Source organism: Bradyrhizobium sp. CIR48, assembly GCF_014198315.1.
Lineage (GTDB): Bacteria > Pseudomonadota > Alphaproteobacteria > Rhizobiales > Xanthobacteraceae > Bradyrhizobium.
In genome coordinates this window covers 236,801-253,528 of sequence record NZ_JACIHG010000006.1, presented here as the reverse complement: position 1 = coordinate 253,528, position 16,728 = coordinate 236,801, and the positions used below count along the sequence as shown (strand labels likewise).

The 16,728-nt window shown below is 63.7% G+C and carries 14 protein-coding genes; 7 read left to right on the top strand and 7 right to left on the bottom strand.

The genetic code is table 11. From position 1 onward, the window contains the following. Positions 1-92: 92 nt before the first annotated feature. From GGD66_RS20275 to GGD66_RS20265, 3 genes are all read left to right on the top strand, one after another. A complete protein-coding gene (locus tag GGD66_RS20275) occupies positions 93-1,184 on the top strand; it encodes an LLM class flavin-dependent oxidoreductase (protein ID WP_183258786.1) in 1,092 nt (363 codons plus the stop codon). Between the two features lie 52 nt (positions 1,185-1,236). Beyond that, positions 1,237-1,731 (top strand): flavin reductase family protein, encoded by a 495-nt coding sequence (locus GGD66_RS20270; protein ID WP_177237087.1) that lies wholly within the window; start codon positions 1,237-1,239, stop codon positions 1,729-1,731. Between the two features lie 62 nt (positions 1,732-1,793). Beyond that, positions 1,794-2,093: a hypothetical protein gene (locus GGD66_RS20265; RefSeq protein WP_018316021.1), complete on the top strand. Its 300-nt coding sequence runs from the start codon at positions 1,794-1,796 to the stop codon at positions 2,091-2,093. 132 nt (positions 2,094-2,225) lie between these two features. Here GGD66_RS20265 and GGD66_RS20260 read toward each other — a convergent pair whose 3' ends face one another. Continuing rightward, entirely contained in the window at positions 2,226-3,221 is a 996-nt protein-coding gene (locus tag GGD66_RS20260) for a tripartite tricarboxylate transporter substrate binding protein (RefSeq protein WP_183258785.1), read from the bottom strand. A 374-nt stretch (positions 3,222-3,595) separates the two neighbouring features. On the opposite strand from GGD66_RS20260, the gene GGD66_RS20255 reads away from it, so the two are divergent. Continuing rightward, a complete protein-coding gene (locus GGD66_RS20255; RefSeq protein ID WP_092256063.1) occupies positions 3,596-4,732 on the top strand; it encodes a GNAT family N-acetyltransferase in 1,137 nt (378 codons plus the stop codon). Positions 4,733-4,759: 27 nt separating this feature from the next. Here the strand turns inward: GGD66_RS20255 and GGD66_RS20250 are convergent, their stop codons facing one another. After that, positions 4,760-5,983 carry an NAD(P)/FAD-dependent oxidoreductase gene (locus GGD66_RS20250; protein WP_183236050.1) on the bottom strand — a complete coding sequence of 408 codons (1,224 nt, stop codon included), beginning with the start codon at positions 5,981-5,983 and terminating at the stop codon, positions 4,760-4,762. Between the two features lie 465 nt (positions 5,984-6,448). On the opposite strand from GGD66_RS20250, the gene GGD66_RS20245 reads away from it, so the two are divergent. From GGD66_RS20245 to GGD66_RS20235, 3 genes are all read left to right on the top strand, one after another. Then, entirely contained in the window at positions 6,449-7,795 is a 1,347-nt protein-coding gene (locus tag GGD66_RS20245) for a lipopolysaccharide biosynthesis protein (RefSeq protein ID WP_183258784.1), read from the top strand. Positions 7,796-8,033: 238 nt separating this feature from the next. Beyond that, positions 8,034-9,209, top strand: coding sequence for a glycosyltransferase family 4 protein (locus GGD66_RS20240; protein ID WP_183258783.1), 1,176 nt, complete (start codon positions 8,034-8,036; stop codon positions 9,207-9,209). 29 nt (positions 9,210-9,238) lie between these two features. Continuing rightward, entirely contained in the window at positions 9,239-10,774 is a 1,536-nt protein-coding gene (locus GGD66_RS20235; protein ID WP_183258782.1) for a hypothetical protein, read from the top strand. On the opposite strand, the gene GGD66_RS20230 is transcribed toward GGD66_RS20235, so the two are convergent. The 5 genes from GGD66_RS20230 to GGD66_RS20210 all read right to left on the bottom strand — a co-directional run bounded on the left by GGD66_RS20230 (position 10,757) and on the right by GGD66_RS20210 (position 16,716). After that, positions 10,757-12,457, bottom strand: a complete 1,701-nt coding sequence (locus GGD66_RS20230) for an FAD-dependent oxidoreductase (RefSeq protein WP_183258781.1) — start codon at positions 12,455-12,457, stop codon at positions 10,757-10,759. The two genes, GGD66_RS20235 and GGD66_RS20230, sit on opposite strands and share 18 nt — an antisense overlap. A gap of 67 nt (positions 12,458-12,524) precedes the next feature. After that, positions 12,525-12,992 carry a MarR family transcriptional regulator gene (locus GGD66_RS20225; protein WP_183258780.1) on the bottom strand — a complete coding sequence of 156 codons (468 nt, stop codon included), beginning with the start codon at positions 12,990-12,992 and terminating at the stop codon, positions 12,525-12,527. Positions 12,993-13,148: 156 nt separating this feature from the next. Next, a complete protein-coding gene (locus GGD66_RS20220; RefSeq protein WP_018316013.1) occupies positions 13,149-14,096 on the bottom strand; it encodes an ABC transporter substrate-binding protein in 948 nt (315 codons plus the stop codon). 63 nt (positions 14,097-14,159) lie between these two features. Then, the gene (locus GGD66_RS20215) at positions 14,160-15,200 is read right to left on the bottom strand and encodes an ABC transporter permease subunit (protein ID WP_018316012.1); all 1,041 of its coding nucleotides are present in this window, start codon (positions 15,198-15,200) and stop codon (positions 14,160-14,162) included. After that, on the bottom strand, positions 15,193-16,716 hold the full coding sequence (locus GGD66_RS20210) for a sugar ABC transporter ATP-binding protein (RefSeq protein WP_183258779.1): 1,524 nt from the start codon (positions 16,714-16,716) through the stop codon (positions 15,193-15,195). Before GGD66_RS20210 ends, GGD66_RS20215 begins: the two co-directional genes overlap by 8 nt. Positions 16,717-16,728 lie beyond the last annotated feature (12 nt).

Genomic DNA, 16,728 nt, shown 5'->3' with positions numbered 1-16,728 from the left:
AGCTCAAGCCCCTAGCTTGCTGAGAACGCGTCGCAAAAGCGACGAGCGGCCGCAAGCGCGGCCGAGAAGCAATCCGGTGGAGGACGCAATCGATGGAATTCGGCGTATTCATTCTGGCGCAGCAGCGCGGCTATCATCAAAGCTCGCAGCTGGTCATCAACAACGCTGTCGAGCAGACGGTTACCGCCGAGCACGCCGGTTTCGACACAGCGTGGTACGCCGAGCATCATTTCAACAATTACAGCCTCTGCCCCTCGCCGCTGATGATGGTCGCGCATTGCGCCGGCCTGACCAGGCGCATCCGCCTCGGCACTGCGGTCTGCGTGCTGCCACTGTACAATCCGGCACGACTGCTCGGCGAGATCGGCTTTGCCGACACCGTCTCGAACGGCCGCCTCGATCTCGGCATCGGCTCGGGCTACCAGAAATTCGAGTTTGATCGCTTCGGAGTCGATCTCGACCATTCGCACGCGCTGTTCGCCGAATTCTACGACGTGCTCGAGGCCGGCATGCGCGAACGCATCTTCTCCTATGACGGCGAGCACCTGAAGATGCCGCCGACCGCGATCGCCGTGCGCACGGTGCAGAAACCGATGCCGCCGATCTGGGTCACGTCCGGCCATGGCGAGACTCTCGGCCGCGCCATCCGTGACAACCACAATCTGTTCGTCACCGCGCTGCTCAACGGCCTCGACGCCATCAAGGCGCTGCGCGAACGTCTCGAGGGGATCGCGGCTAACGAAGGCCGTTCCATCGACGACACGCATTTCGGCTTCCTGCGCTGCGCCTATGCCAGCGACAATGACAGTGAGATCCAGTCCTATCTGGACAATGGGCGCTTCCAGCGCCGGCTCTCCGAAAGCCTGAAATTCCGACGCGCCCAGAGCGACGACGGCTATCTGATCAAGGAAGAGGCCGGCCCGAACGATATGAGCCTGGAAACGATGCGCAGCAACCTGCCCGTCGGCAGCGTCAACCAGGTGATCGACCGTATGCTGGAAGAGATCAGCATTCTCAAGCCGACCCATATCGCGCTTCAGACCCAGCTCGGCGATTTCGATCAGCGCACGATGCTGCGCCAGATCGAATTGTGGGGCAGCAGGATCATCCCCGCGATCCGGAAAGAGCTGAAATCCGCCCCTGCGGGGCGCGGCACGATCGCGGGCGATACGGTTTCGGCATAGCGCGGCGCCAGGGCGAGCCCGGAGGTACGTCATGGGATGCCAGATCACTCAAATGACCGATGTCCGCTCAGTCGAAGCTGCCGAATTTCGCCTGGCCATGCGCAACCTAGCGAGCGGCGTGGCGATCGTGGCGACGGGAACAGGGACCGCACGGCGCGGGCTGACGGTCAGCTCCGTCACCTCGCTGTGCATGGAGCCGCCCTGTCTGCTCGTCGGCGTCAATGCGAGCTCCGAAACGCATGCCGCCATCCTCGCCAATGGCTGCTTTGGCATCAGCCTCCTCGGCAGCGGACAGGAAGATCTGGCGCTGCGTTTCGCCGGCGGCGCCAAGGGCATTGACCGCTTCGCGACGGCGCCATGGGCACAAGGCGTCCTCGACGTGCCGCTGCTCGAACCGGCGATCGGCGTCCTGGAATGCGTGCTGCATCATCACCAGATGGTCGGCACGCATGGTCTCTTCATCGGCAGGATCGTGGCGACGCGCGGCGGGGACGGCGACCCTCTCGTCAATTTTCAGGGCGCGCTGCGGGCCTTGCCTCAGGCATAGGCGGCTCGGGCGGTGCCAAATCGGCATCGTCGCCCAAGGGCCAGAACACGGGGAGCGGCATCGTGATCATCGAATGCTTCGACGGCGGAATTGTCCGGCTCACCGAGCCGTTCGACTTCCGCAACTTCAAGCTGGCGCTGCATGCCGACGCGAATTCCGAAACGCAGGGCTGGAAAGGGATCACGCTTCTCGACGATCGTGATGCGCTCGTCTCGATCGATCTGGTCCCGACGCTGGCGGGCCGCCCTGATGACGCAAGCTGGGATCGGCGCTATGCGGAGATGGTAGCCAAGGCGCGCCAGCATGGCTGGATCGATGCCGAGCGACAGGCGATCCGGGCTCATATCGAACGAGCGCGGTAAGGCTGGCAGTTTGATTCAGCGGGCAGACCTGATGGCACTGACCACCACCGGCAGAACATCCCGAAGAGCTCTCGCTCAGCGACGGCTTCCGTCGGCATTCGTTCCGGCTTCACACGCAGGCCTGGCGCGATCTCAATCGCGCTTGAGCCCGGTCGACCTGACGATGGGAGCCAGGCGGACCAGTTCGTCCTCGACCAGGCGCTGAAATTTGTCTGGACCCGAATCGATGTCCGGCTCCAGACCTTGTGAGCGATAGCTTTCCTGCAAGTGAGGATCGGCCATCGCCGTGCGGGTCGCCGCTGCGATCCGCTCCACGATCGTATCCGGGGTCGCTCTTGGAGCGAACAAGCCAAACCAGCCGGCGTATTTGAGGCCCGGCATGCCGGATTCAGCCACCGTCGGAATCTCCGGCGCGCTGCTCAACCGCTGTTCGCTCGTCACGGCGATCAGCCGCAGCTTGCCCGCAAGGTGCAACTGCAGGATCTGACTCGATACCACGGCAATGACGGCAGAGATCTGGCCGCTGACCAGGTCGTTGGTAGCGGGGCTCATGCCCCGATAGGGGATGTGGACGACGTCCGCTGCGAGGCCGGATTGCAGCCTGAACATTTCCCCGACGAGATGATTGCCGGTGCCGACGCCTGGCGTGCCGTAGGAGAGCTTGCCCGGGTGAGCCTTCGCAAAGGCTATCAATTCCTGCAGATCTTTCACCGTCAAGGAGGGATGAACCGCGAATGCGAGCGTGCTGGTAATCAGGCGATAGATGGCGCGGAAATCACGAACCGTGTCGTAGGCGGGTTGCGGCGACGATAACGGAATCATCACCTGCGTGCTGCCATTACCGAGCAAAATCGAATAGCCATCGGGAGCGCTCTGCGCCACCGCGGCGGATCCAATCGCACCACCGGCGCCGCCGATATTCTCGACATAGATCGGCCCCAGCAGCGAGCCCATCCTGTCCGCCCAGGGACGTCCGATCTGATCACCAGCGGCGCCAGCCGTATAGGGAATGACCAGCTTGATGGGACGGGAGGGATAATCGTCGGCGGCGGCACAGCCGGGCCATGCGGCCAGCGCCGTGATCCGCGCCGCCATATCGAACAGCTCTCGCCGTGAAAGGGGGGACATCTTCCGCATATTCCGAACTGAGCTGGTCATCATACACGAATGAGGGACCTTGGAAATCCGTGCAGGACGATCGCTGCCGCGCTTGGCGCAAGCGCACATTCACGACCACCACCGGCGTCAACGACGAGGTTTCGTTGGGGCGGGTGAACTTCAGCTGCCCGGAGCCTTGTCTGGCATCAGGCCGCCTCTGCACAATCTCATCCTGAGACCAAGCCCAAACGGCTCTGGAATTTAAGAATTTGGTAACGATACGAACGTGGTTGAGCGCGTTAATGCAAATCGCACGCCGCCGGTGTCTTGCCCGTAACGGCCTGCTATAAGGCGTAGCCACGGCTCGATCGACTTCGCGAATTATCCGGTTTCCCTGATTGCGCATGAACAAGCTTAGCAACACGTTCGACATCGTCATCGAGCAGGCGTTCGACTTTCTGTCTCCGGAATATGCCGAGCTGTTTGATCGCTCGGCTGCCACTGCGTTCCAGCATCCGATCTGGCTGCACAGCCTCTACACCAGGCTCGCGTCGGATGCGGGTGCGACACCTCTGGTCGTCGTGGTCCGCCACCGCGCGACGGGCGCCCTTGCGATGGTGCTGCCCTTGCTCCGGATCCGGCGCGGTCCGATCCGAACCGTCGAGTTCGCCGACCTCCGTGTCTCCGATTATCTGGCGCCGGTTTGCAGCCCGAAATTGTTTTCACAACTGCTCGACGACGCCGAAGCATGCGCGGAGATCCGGCGCCTCGTTCGTCCTTTCGATCTGCTCCGGATGACCAAGCTGCCCGACGGGCGGCTTCCGATCGAGAACCTCCTGGCTACATCCCGCCGCGTATCGATGGACACCAATGCCTACGCGACGGTGCTCGTCGCGCCGTTCGAGCAATGGCGGGCCAGTGCGATCGATCGCTCCTATCAGAAGGAGCTTGCAAAGAAATATCGTCAGCTCCAGAAGAAGGGCGCGCTGAGCTTCTCATGCTGCAACGACAGCGCCTCCGTGCTCGAAGCGCTGGATGTGATGAGGAAGTTTCGCGGACCGCGCTTTCAGGCGCAAGGCGACGGAGATCTGCTCCAGCGTCCCGAATATTTCGGCTTCTATTCCGACGTGGCCCTTCGTGGTCTCGGCTCCTTTGTGCGTCTCTATGCCATGAAGATGGATGGCGAAGTGATCGCCGCCGTGCTCGGCCTCTGCCATCAGGGCAGTTTCCTCATCATCATGAGCGCCTTCGACATTGCCGGGTACAAGAGCCAGTCGCTCGGCGCGCTGATGTTCGAGCAGGTCGCGCGGGATTGTATCGAGCGCGGCGATCAGATGCTCGATTTCACCATTGGTGACGAGCCATACAAGAAACTGTTCGGCGGACAGCCCTCGCCGATGTGGGCGATCACGAAAGCCGGCAGCACCGCAGGTGCCGTCGCCCTGTTCGCGCTGAAGCAGGCTCCCTGGCTCAAACTGGCGGCCAAGCGGCTGTCGGATTTGCGGCTCCTGCCCGCCCGCACTCCAACGCCCACGCGCTGAAAAACGGCAGGCGAAGGGCTACGGAGCTCAGGCGCGCAACGCCCCGCGAACTCGCCCGAGCCAGCCGGGATGCATTTGATCGACGCGGTGCGCCAGGCTGCGTCGCAGGAAGTGCAGCCGGCGCCGGACATCCCAGCCGATATCGTTGCGGGATGTCAGGGCCTGGCGGAAGCGCGCCATCTTCAGGGACTGCTGGTCCGCCGCGATCTTGTCGCGGTCGGAATAGAACTGCGGGATCTTGTCCAGGCCCATGCCTGGGGTCGCGAGCCACTTCGGAGCATATTCAGTGCACAGACGATCGACGTCCACCAGCAGGCGCGCGACGCCCGTGCCGGCGGCGGGACAATTGGTCTGGAACGCATCGCCGATGAGCACGATGCCGGGCTGGAGATGTCCCTCGACCACGGTCAGATCCATCACCCAGTTCTGGACACGGTCAGTGACGCGGAAATCGCCGAGATAGGGCCGCAATCCCGGCAGCAGACGCAGAACTGTCGCTTCCGGCTCACGACGCAGCTCGCGCATGATCGGATCGGTCGGGTCGCGGAACATGAAAAGATTGGCCCGCATGCCGGCGCGTACCGGAAACAGGCTGAGATAGTCGATGCCGTCGGCGGTGCGCTCGCCATAGCAGGTCAGCGCCTCGAAATCGAACGGCGCGCCATCGCGGCGGGCGATCGTGAAGCCGAACGAAACCGAATGGCGTTCGGCCAGAATCTGCCGCTTGATACCGAGTTTGTAACCGAGAGCCGCCGCCATGCCCGTGGCCAGAACGACGAGGCGCGCAGTCACGCGCCGTCCGGAGGCCAGCTCGAGATGCTGGACGTCGTCGCTGCAGCTGATCGCGGTGACCTCGTCGACGATCAGATCGGATGGATCGGGGATCCGGCTGCGCGCCATGGCGACGAGATCGGCATAGGGAAATCCGTAGGCCTGGCCGACGCTGACATCGACCACCTTGCCTTCCCGGATATTGAGCACCTGATCATATCGACAAGCGACATTTTCGAGCGCATCGAGGAAGCCCAGCTTGCGGAGCATCGCCAATTGATGGCCACCGATCTTTTCGACCCGGAACTCATCCGGATGGACTGCCCGCTTGTCGATCAGGGCGATGCGATGCCCTGCCCGCGCCAGCACGGCCGCCGCAAGCGATCCTGCGAGGCCGCCGCCGACGATCGCGATATCCGCAACGATCGTCGAAGTGCCAGCAGTGTCGATCGGCTCGGTCACAGTTCTATCCGCCGTCATGATCCAGGCTCCCACGGTCAACCAAAGCCGCACGTGCAATTCTCCGGCCTGATGTCGCATCGCAGGACCAAACGCGATCATTTCTCGGTATCGAGGTTAATGAAGCAGAGAGCCGGGCTACCCAGACGATAACCGGCACGCCTCTTGCTCGGGATTCTCGGTAAATTCCGGCTTCCGGCAGTTCTGCGGCCGATCCCGGCGAGCCATTCCGCATTCAAGCGCCTGATCTCGCCTTTATCGGCCGCCGATGCGGCACTATGCCGTCAGTCGGCCTGAGCTCGGCGCTGCTCTATTTGGGACAACGGGGACGGCGATGTTCCACAGTGGAGCAACCGGCATCATCGCGGTATCGAGTCGCGGGCGAGATCCTGGACGCCCGCATTAACACTCGCTGTTTTTCGGCATGCTAGGTTGTCACCGATATCGGAACATGTTTTTCAGGGGAGAGCAGCTCCTTAAACTTCCATGATTAAATCCATCCTCCAGCTCATGCGGCGCGATGTCACGCGCGGTGTCGTCGGTACCATCCTGCTCAAGGTTGGTAGCGGCGCGCTCGCGTTTGCGTTGTTTTCGCTGGCGGCGCGAACGATGTCGCCCGACGGTTTCGGTATCTTTGCAACCTGGCTTTCGGTTGCCCAGATCGCCGCCGTCGTGGGACTGGTCGGCCAGGAATCGTTGCTGGTGCGGTTCCTGAACGAGTATCAGGTCGGCGACAGGCCGGACCTCACCAAAGGTGTTCTCCTGTCGAGCTTCAAGATTACCTCGGTCGCAATGCTGATTGTGATCATCGGGATCGCCATCGCGGCGGACATGAGAGGCGACGGGTGGCTGCTCATACTTGCGGTGTCGGCCTATACGGCCGCGACTGCCGGAGTGATGCTTGGCAGCCAGATCGCACGCTCCCTGGTCAGCATTCTCACAGGCGAAGGAAATCGCGAGTTCTTCTGGCGAGTCATCGTCGTCCTGTTTCTGCTCGCCGTGCTGCTCGGTCATCGGCAACTCGATCCCGCCGAGTTGATGGCGGTGATGACACTTGCCATATCGGTGGGCCTGGTTGCGCAGATCGTTTCGATCGCGCGCGTGCTGCCGGATTTGCGCGGTACGCCGGCGCGCTCCGAAACGTCCCGCTGGCGCTCGAGCGCCCTGCACTTCTGGCTTGCATCCATCCTTGAAGCTGCAAACCAGTATTTCGACGTCATTCTGGTGTACTGGATGCTGGATCCGGTGACTGCCGGTATCTACTTTGCCGCATCGCGCCTTGCCAACATCTTCGCCATGCTGTCGGCAGCGCTATACACGTTCGGAGCCCGCCGGCTTCCCTCGCTGTATTTCAGCAAGAACCACCGGGAGTTCGAGCGAACCTTGCAGCTGATGGCGGAGGTGACCGCGCTATGCGTGATCGCCGGGCTGGCAACGATCTGGATCGGCGGCCCCTATCTCCTCAACCTGTTCGGACCTCATTTCACCGCGCAGCACTCGGTCTTGATCGTGCTCGCAATCGGGACGGCCATCCAGGCCGCAGGCGGCCCGTCTGCTGCGATCCTGCAACTGACCGGCCATGAACGAATCTACGTCCCCGTCGTTGCCGCCAATGTCGCGCTGCGGCTCGTGGGATTTCTCATCCTCATTCCCTGGCTCGGTGTGCTTGGCGCCGCGATTTCGGCGACCGTATCGCTGGCGTTCGCGACCATTGCCCTGAACGTCCTCTGCCGCCGCCGAACAGGGGTGGATCCTTCGATCCTCGTGCTGCTGCGCTTCTCCGCCTTGAAGCGCGGCAATTATGCAGTGCGCGGCGCCGACTCCAGCGACTAGGCCTCAATCACGCCCTCCCCCGGCAGTTCGCGATCACGCGCTGGTAGCGCTCGGGATCGATTGGTTAACGCGCTCGCTGCGCAGCATCCTGGAACCCGTGAAATGCCTGCGGGAGCGATGTCGGCGGCCAGGCCTGGCATTAACTCCGTTTGTTGCTAGTCGGTGTCCGCGCGATGCCCGCATGATAGGTACGGAGTTAAGAAGGTGAAGATTTCGTTTCTTTAGCGGGTCGGGATCGGTGCTCCACTATCAGCCGAACAAGGAATTGGGCGAGACGACCGCGACGGCACCCGCGCGGTCGAACGGCGGCGGACGAAAGCTGCACGTGCTTCTCGCGCAGACCCAGGCCGAGAACGCCGGTGCGCAGGAGATCTCCAGGCTTCTCGGCGCCGGGCTGACCGCGCGTGGCTACCGCGTCACCAATCTATTTTTCTTCCGCAAATCGGATTCCTTCGACGAGCCGCCCGATACGCTCTATTGCGCGCCGAGCCGACCCGGCAATCCGGTGGCACTGCTGCGGATGCTGTGGGCGCTCGGCCGCCATATCAGCACCATCAGGCCCGACGCCGTCCTGACCTTCCAGCATTTCGGCAACGTCATCGGCGGCGGCGTGACGCGCCTCGTCAGCCGCGCACCTGTCATCGCCAATCAGGTGTCATCCGCATTGTCGATGAGCTGGCCGGTCCGCACCGCCGACATCGCCATGGGCAGCCTCGGCTTCTTCGATCGCATCACGCTCAATTCGCAAGACATGGAGCGCGAATATTCGCGCTACCCCGCGGCCTACCGGTCGCGCATGGTGCATGTCCCGCACGGCTTCGATGACAAGGCCCTGATCCTGTCGAAGGAAGCCGCACGACAAAAATTCAGCCTGCCGCCGGATCGTATATTGCTCGGCTGCGCAGCGAGGCTGCATCCGCACAAGCGTCTCGACCTGGCGATACGTCTGCTGCCGGATCAACCGTCCTGGCACCTCGCGCTTGCCGGCCAGGGAGCCGACGAGGCCCGGCTGAAGCTGCTCGCGAGTGAATTGAAGGTGTCAGACAGGCTGCATTTGCTGGGGGAAATCCCGCCCAGCCGGATGGCGGAGTTTCTCGCCTGCCTCGACGTGTTCGTATTCCCGACACAGGCCGAGACCTTCGGTCTGGCCGCGGTCGAAGCTGCGAACGCCGGTGTTCCCTCCGTCGTCACCGATCTTCCCGTCTTGCGCGAAGTGTTGTCCTACGAAGGAAAGCCGACTGCGCTCTTCGTCGACGCCTCCGATCACGCGAAGCTCTCTGCAGCCGTCTCCGGGCTGTTGACGGACCAACATTTGAGCGACCAACTGCGACAAAACGCCAAAGGCCTGCGGCTGCGCTATTCGGTAGATGCCATGGTGGAGGAATACGTTCGAATTCTCGGCCAGGTCACTTGACCTGATACGTTGGAATAGATGGGCTCGACATGATCATCGAGTTTCGCTGTGAACGCGACTACGCGCGGCGGTGGATGGATCGCCAGACACTGTCGATCGACGGCCGGGACGTTCCGGTTCAAATCGCGTGGACGGCGACTGCAGAGCCGCGCCCCACAGGTCTCGACGCCCTGTTCGAGCTCGAACACCTGGTGTTGCACAAGGGCAAACACAGCGGCGCCAACAGGCTGAACATTGTTGCGGAACGGACGCAGGCGCCCACCGGGACGGCCGACGTGATCGTCGATTTCACCGGCGGCGCGCGCGATCCGAACGGCTCGGCCCGGCTGTATCTCCGTCCGCTGTTCAATGGAGTAGCAGGCGAAAACGCCGCGCTCGCCGCCATCCTGGCCGGCGACCTGCCGGTGATCGACATCGTCAACGAGATCGACGGCTCGGTCGTCGATCGCGGTCATCCTTCCGGCGAAATTGCCGCAGGCCTCAGCGGCGCACTCGAAACCGTCATGGCGCGAACGCTGACTATGGTGTCGGCGATCCTGTCGGGACGGCCGCGGATTGTGCCGCAACTGGCGCGTCCCGCCGGAGATGGCCCGCGCCGGGGCCCCGCCGGCTATGTCGCGCGCGGCCTTGCCGTGTCGATCGCCAAGGAGATCTATCGCCTCTGCTGCTACGCCCCGCATTGGCATATCGGGTGGCGTTTCAACGACGGCGCAGGCGTCTGGCAGACGGGCGACCTGTCTGGACCAGGCTGGAACATTCTTCCCGATCCCGGCAATCACTTCTACGCCGATCCCATTCCCGTCACGTGGCATGGCCGAACATTCGTCTTCTTCGAAGACCTCGATCACCGGGTTGGAAAGGGCATCATTTCGGCGATCGAGTTCGGTGACAATGGGCCGACCGGCGAGGTCGTGCCCGTGCTCGAGGAGCCCTGGCACCTCTCCTATCCCTTCCTGATCGAAGACGGCGGCGATTTGTGGATGATCCCGGAGAGCTCGATCCACGGCGACGTTGCCCTCTACAAAAGCGTTCGCTTCCCGGACAAATGGGAGCGACACGCGACGCTCCTGTCAGGCCTCGAGCTCGCCGACGTCACGATCACGCGGCACAACGGCCTGTATTATCTGTTCGGCGCCTGGCGCGATGGAACCGGCGGTTATTCGGACTCGCTGGCGATCTATTACGCCGAGCACCTGCTGGGACCCTGGTTGCCGCACGCCAGCAATCCGGTCCTGATCGACCGTGCAAGCACGCGGCCGGCGGGGAATTTCGTGACCATCAATAACCAATTGTGGCGCCCGGTCCAGAACTGTGCCGACGGATACGGTGCGGCGCTCGCGCTGGCGGAAGTAATCGAGCTGTCGCCGACGGCCTTCAAGCAGATCGTCCGCCATTCCCTCAAGCCCGGACCGGTGTGGCCGGGCAGAAAGCTGCACACCCTGAACCGCTGCGGCCGTCTCGAGGTGATCGACGGATCGCGCGTCCAACCCAAGACCCGCGCCTTCGCGAGCAAACTTCCGTCCGCCGTTCAGTCTCCGCGCACCAGTTCATACACCGCCGGCTGAAGCCGCCGGCGCGCCGTCGCTTGCGCCGTGCCCAAGCGCGCGGGCGAGGACACACCCGATCGTTCCGACCTGTGACGCGCTGCCACGCCAGGCCACGATCTGATCGGGACGTATCAAAGCAAGGTCGGCGTCATAGAGTTCGCGCAAGGATCCCGGCAGCGTGACGAGCTTCACATCCGCCCCGAGCACGCGGACGGCGTCGGCGACCGCAGCGGGCGCCGGCGCGACCTCGCCGAACTGGAGCAACGTCCATTCGAATCCGAACAAATCGTACAAGGACACGCCGTCCTCCAGCCACGCATGCGGTGCGCGTCCGCCAGGACAGGCGCTGGGAATGTAGACGTTCGCAGCATCAGGCGGCGGCCGGCTGCCGTCGGAGACGATGATTGGAGAACCGTCGTAACGCCCACCGAAGGTAACACCGGGGATGTTGAATTCGGCACGAGCGTGCTGCTCGAGATAGACGCCTGCCGTACGCCGCGCTTCGTTGCCTTCGTCCGTGGCGTCCTCGATGTCAGGCGCGGGCGCGAAGAGACCAAGGGAGTCCGCGAAGCGCCGGGCATAGTCGGTGTTGCGGAGCGCCACCGGACGCCGCTCGACCTCGTAGCTGTCGAGCAGCGATACCGGGCTTACTCCCTTGACGACGCTTGCCAGCTTCCAGCCGAGGTTGACCGCGTCCTCGATCGCAGTGTTGTAGCCGAGCCCGCCGGTCGGCGTGAACAGATGCGCCGCGTCGCCGCCGAGGAGAACCCTGCCCCGCTGCATGCCGTTCGCGACCAGCGCGTGACCTGCGGTCCAGGTCACGAAGGACAGCACCTCGCATTCGATGGGAGCGCAGCAGGCGCGCTGGAACGCGGCCTTGGCATCATTGATCGTGATCGCACTCGCGTCTTCACCCGGCCGCAGCTGGGTGTGAAACGCGAATTCGTCGCGTCCGTTCACCGATGCCATGAAGGCCCGGCGGTCACCATTGAAGCAATTGTACATCCACGCCTTGGCGTGCGGGATGCTGGCGTAGAACTCCGGCGAGCGGAGATACACCGCCAGCATGCGGCCGCCCATGAAATCGCGCTGCGTCCCGGTCTCGCCGCCGTAGACGATGCCGAGCGATTGCCGGACTTGCGAGCGCGGCCCGTCCGCCCCGACGAGGAAGTCGGCCCGGACCTGAAAGCGCCTGCCATCATCGAGACATTCGATCTCGCCGACGATGCCGTCACTGTTTTCGGTGTAACCGACGAGCCGGTGGCCATAGTTGAGCTGGATACCGGGAAGCCGCTCGGCATGGCGGCGCAGCACCGCCTCGACATATTTTTGCGAGACGCGATGCGGCAGCTCCGCTGCGCTCCAGGAACCCGACATGCCCTTGATCAGCTCGCCCGCGCGGGACGATGACGGCAATGCAAAACGCGCCAGCTCGTAACCGGTATAGCGGGTGAAATACGCAACGTCGGTCGGGTAGTCCGCGGGCAGGCCCTCGCGCCTGATCTCGTCGGCAAAACCCAGCCGCCGATAATGCTCCATCGAGCGCGCCTGCGTTGCGTTGGCTTGCGGATTGAATGCGGTGCCCGGCTTCTCGTCGACCAGGATCGCGGACACGCCGCGCCGGCCGAGCTCGTTGGCCAGCATCAGCCCGCAGGGTCCCCCGCCGACGATGAGCACCGAGGCCGTCAGACGTGTTTCCAATAGGCTTCTCCCCACCAGCACTATCTTGCATGGTAAGGCTGCCTGACGATATCGTCAAGTTACCTGACTAATCGGCATCGTCGAGCGTGTCGAACTTCGCCCCGTAGACCGTCAGCCCTTTCAGGATCGCGTCCATGGCGGATTTGCCGAGCTCGACGCGCATCTCCTGCTCGGCGATGTCGACCGCATCGCGGAACGCGTCGAGCCATTTGCGGCCGGCCGGCGTGAACATGACGATGCGGGCGCGCCGGTCGGTCGGATCGGCGATGCGATCGACCAGGCCGAGCTCGGCGCATTGATCGACCAGCTCGCCCATCGCCTGCTTGCTCATGGACGCACGGCGGGCGAGCTCGGTGAGCCGCGTCCCCTCCACGTCGAGATTGCGGGTGAGGCTGACATGGGCAATGCGCGTCTCGTCGTGTCCCCGCTCGCCCATCAATTCGAGGACGCGGCCTTCAAAGCGGCGAACCGCGTTGTTGAGCAGGCGGCCGATATTGGCATGCCGCCAGGCGGTACCGGATGTCCTGGATTTCACGAGATCGCTTCCGAATCGGCCGATCGAGATTCCGTGAGGTTAACACAAGAGGCGGCCTCGCGCGCTCGGACAGCCGATCGGCGCTATGACGCTATGGGGCGGCGTAATTCAAAACGCCGCCCGCCATTCTCGCATCTGCGCACCGGCGATGCGCGTTTACTGCGAACGATCCGAGGTCCAGCCCTTATACTCGGCGACGTTGTCCCGGGTCACGAGCTTGGACGGCAGCAGCTCAACGGTCGAGGCCGGTTTCTGGCCGTTGAGGATGCCGACACCCACCTGCACGGCCCGCCGTGCCATGAAGAACGGGTCCTGCGAGGCCGAGGCCTGGATCTGCGGCGACTGCGGATCTTTCAACGCGGCCTCGATATCGGGCGCGCCGTCGACCGCGGTGATGACGATACCGCTGCGGTTTTGCTGGCGCGCCGCAAGGTCGGTGCCGATCGCCTGCGGATCGTTGATGGCGAAGATGGCGTCGATCTTGGGGAAGCGGGTCAGATAGCCCTGCGCGACGGTGAGGCCGCCTTCGCGCGAGCCTTTGCCGTCCTGGTCGTTGGACAACACCTTGATGCCGGCGTTCTTCGAGAAGACGTTCTTGCAGCCGACGACGCGGTCGATCACCGCCGAGACCTGCGGCCCGTTCTCGATGATGACATCGCCCTTGCCTCCCAATTTGTCGACGATGTACTGGCAGGAGATCTCGCCGGCCTGCACGTTGTTCGTGGTCACGGTGGCATCGGCGCCTTCGGCCGCGGTGTCGACCGCGACGACGACGATGCCTGCCGCCTGCGCCTTCTTGATCGCCGGCCCGATCGCCTTGGGATCGCCCGGATTGAGCAGGATCAGGTCGACGCCGGCGGCAATGAAATTGTCGATCTGGGTGACCTGCTTGCCGAGGTCGTATTCGAAGCCGACGGTCGTGATCTTCACATTGGGATTGGTCTTCTTCGCCTCGAACTCGGCGCCCTTCGACAGCGCGACGAAGAACGGATTGCCCATCGACCCCAGCGAGACGCCGATTGACTTGAGCTCCTTGGCGAAGGATGGCGCGGCGCTTAGGGCAAGCGCCGTCGCGGCACCGGCGAGCGTGATCGTCTTCAACATTGGCTTCCTCCCTGGTCTGTCTTCATGTCAGGCACGGCAGACCAGTAGCCGCACCGGAACCTTTCACGTCCTGGCGGAGCCCTGCAGCCGATAGCGGTCGAGCGCGACGGCACCGATGATCACCAGGCCCTTGATCACGTATTGCCAGATGTCGGAGACGCCGACGAGGATCAGGCCGTTCGAGAGCACCGCGATGATCAGCGCGCCGACCAGCGTACCCCAGATCGAGCCGATGCCGCCGACGAATGAGGTGCCGCCGAGGATCACGGCGGTGATGGCGTCGAGCTCGTAGGACTGGCCGAGCTGCAGGCCGTTGGCGGCGTAGAGCCGCGCCGCCTGCATCGCGCCGCCGAGCCCGGCGAAAAGCCCGGAGACGCCGTAGACGAAGATCAACACCGCCCAGACCTTGATGCCGGCAAGCCGCGCCGCGCTTTCATTGCCGCCCACCGCGTAGATGTGCACGCCGAGCACCGTCCGGCGCAGCACCAGCCATGAGACGAGAATGACGAGCAAGGCTATCACCGAGAGCCATGGGATCGAGACGACGCCGGGAATGAGCGTCAGCGAGCCGTTGCCGATGAAAGCATAGGGAATCGAGGGATTGAACACCGTGGTGTCGGCGCCGAGCAGTCGCGCCAGGCCCCGCACGGCGGTGAGAGAGCCGAGCGTGACGATGAAGGGCGGCAATCGGAGCAGCGCGATCAGCGCGCCGTTGACGACACCGAAGCCAAGGCCGGTGAGCAGCGCGGCCGGCAGCCACAGCATCCCGAGCTCCGGCATCTTGGAGAGCGTCAGCCCGGCCATCGCGGAAGCCGCCAGGATCGAGCCGACCGAAAGATCGATGCCGCCGGTGAGGATCACGAAGGTCATGCCCGCGGCGAGCACGGTGTTCACCGCTGCCTGCTGCAGCACGATGCCGAGATTTTGTCCGGTGAAGAAGCGGCCCTCGGACAGGAAATGGAAACCGCCGCACAGGATCAGCAGCACCGGCAGCATGCCGAGCGCGCTGATCAGCACCCTCACCCGCTGGCGCTTTGACTCTGCGGCAGCACCGTTGGTCGTCGTCGATGCCGGCTTGGCCTGCGAAGCACCATTGTCAGGCATCGAGATGCTCCATCCCCGTCGCAAGCGCCATGATGTCTTCCTGGTTCAGCGCGACCGCCGCTTCACGCCTGACCTCGCCGGCGATGTGCCCGGCTCGCATCACGACGACGCGGTCGCAGATGCCGATAATCTCCGGCAGATCGGACGAGATGACGAGGATGGCGGTGCCGGCCTTGGCGAGATTGTCGATGATCGAATAGATCTCGGACTTGGCGCCGACGTCGACGCCGCGCGTCGGCTCGTCGAGGATCAGCACCTTTGGCGCAATGGCAAGAAGCCGCGACAGCAGCAGCTTCTGCTGATTGCCGCCGGACAGGCCACCGGCGGGGACGCCGACATTGGCGGCGCGAATGCTGAGCCCTGCGAAGGCTCGATCGGCGCGCTCGCGTGCCTTGTCACGATCCAGGAACCAGCCGAGCTTCGCATCGCGGCCGAGTACCGCGAGGTTGATGTTGTCCAGACACGACATGTCCAGAAACAGGCCGAGCGCCTTCCTGTCCTCGGTCAGATAGGCGATCCCGGCCTCGAGCGCCTCACCCGGTGTATGGATCTCGACCGGGCGCCCCTCCAGCTCGAGCCGGCCGGAGGTTTTTGGCAACGCGCCGATGATGAGATGCGCAAGCTCGGTGCGGCCGGCGCCGATCAGGCCGGCGAGACCCACCACCTCGCCAGCGTGCACGGTGATCGAGCAGCCCTTCACGCGAAATCCATCAGCCATGTCGATGGCGGCGAGCACGGGATGGCCGCGTCCTGCCTCGGGATCATGGTCCTTCTTGTAGAACGATGAGACGTCGCGCCCGACCATCAGCCGCACGATGGTGTCGGCACGGATCTCGGCCTTGTCGAGCGAGCCGACCAGCCGGCCGTCGCGCAGCACGGTGACGCGGTCGCCGAGCGCGTAGACCTCGTCCATGCGATGCGAGATGTAGATGATGGCGAGCCCCTCCGCCCTGAGCTGGCGGATCAGCGCGAACAGCCGCTCGCTTTCGGCGGCCGACAAGGAGGTGGTCGGCTCGTCCATGATCAGGATCTTTGATCTCGCATGCAACGCCCGCGCGATCTCGACCAGTTGCCGCTGGCCCATGGAGAGATGCGCCACCAGCGTCGACGGCTGGAAGTCAGCGCCGAGCCGTTTCAGGATCGGACCGACGGCCTCGCGCATGGCGCCGCGCGCCAGCAAGCCTGTCCGCGATATCTCCCGTCCCAGATAGATATTCTCGGCAACACTGAGATTGGGCGCGAGCGACAGCTCCTGATAGATGATGGAGATGCCCGCCGCGCGGCCGCCGAGCGGGCCTTCGATCCGGACCGGATGTCCTTCGATGCGGATCTCGCCGCCGGGATCGGGTCTGTAGGCGCCGGACAGGATCTTCATCAGCGTCGACTTGCCGGCGCCGTTCTCACCCATCAACGCATGAATTTCGCCGGCATAGACGGTGAGATCGACGGCACGCAGCGCCTTGATGCCGAAGAAGGATTTTGAGACCCCACGCATCTCGAGGATCGGATCGTTCATCGTGCCTCCCGG

Bases quoted from the DNA above. Each gene is read 5' to 3' on its own strand.
- GGD66_RS20235 (WP_183258782.1), top strand. From the start codon at position 9,239: ATGATCATCGAGTTTCGCTGTGAACGCGACTACGCGCGGCGGTGGATG.
- GGD66_RS20270 (WP_177237087.1), top strand. From the start codon at position 1,237: ATGACCGATGTCCGCTCAGTCGAAGCTGCCGAATTTCGCCTGGCCATG.
- GGD66_RS20220 (WP_018316013.1), bottom strand. From the start codon at position 14,096: ATGTTGAAGACGATCACGCTCGCCGGTGCCGCGACGGCGCTTGCCCTA.
- GGD66_RS20210 (WP_183258779.1), bottom strand. From the start codon at position 16,716: ATGAACGATCCGATCCTCGAGATGCGTGGGGTCTCAAAATCCTTCTTC.
- GGD66_RS20275 (WP_183258786.1), top strand. From the start codon at position 93: ATGGAATTCGGCGTATTCATTCTGGCGCAGCAGCGCGGCTATCATCAA.
- GGD66_RS20255 (WP_092256063.1), top strand. From the start codon at position 3,596: ATGAACAAGCTTAGCAACACGTTCGACATCGTCATCGAGCAGGCGTTC.
- GGD66_RS20215 (WP_018316012.1), bottom strand. From the start codon at position 15,200: ATGCCTGACAATGGTGCTTCGCAGGCCAAGCCGGCATCGACGACGACC.
- GGD66_RS20250 (WP_183236050.1), bottom strand. From the start codon at position 5,983: ATGACGGCGGATAGAACTGTGACCGAGCCGATCGACACTGCTGGCACT.
- GGD66_RS20245 (WP_183258784.1), top strand. From the start codon at position 6,449: ATGATTAAATCCATCCTCCAGCTCATGCGGCGCGATGTCACGCGCGGT.
- GGD66_RS20260 (WP_183258785.1), bottom strand. From the start codon at position 3,221: ATGTCCCCCCTTTCACGGCGAGAGCTGTTCGATATGGCGGCGCGGATC.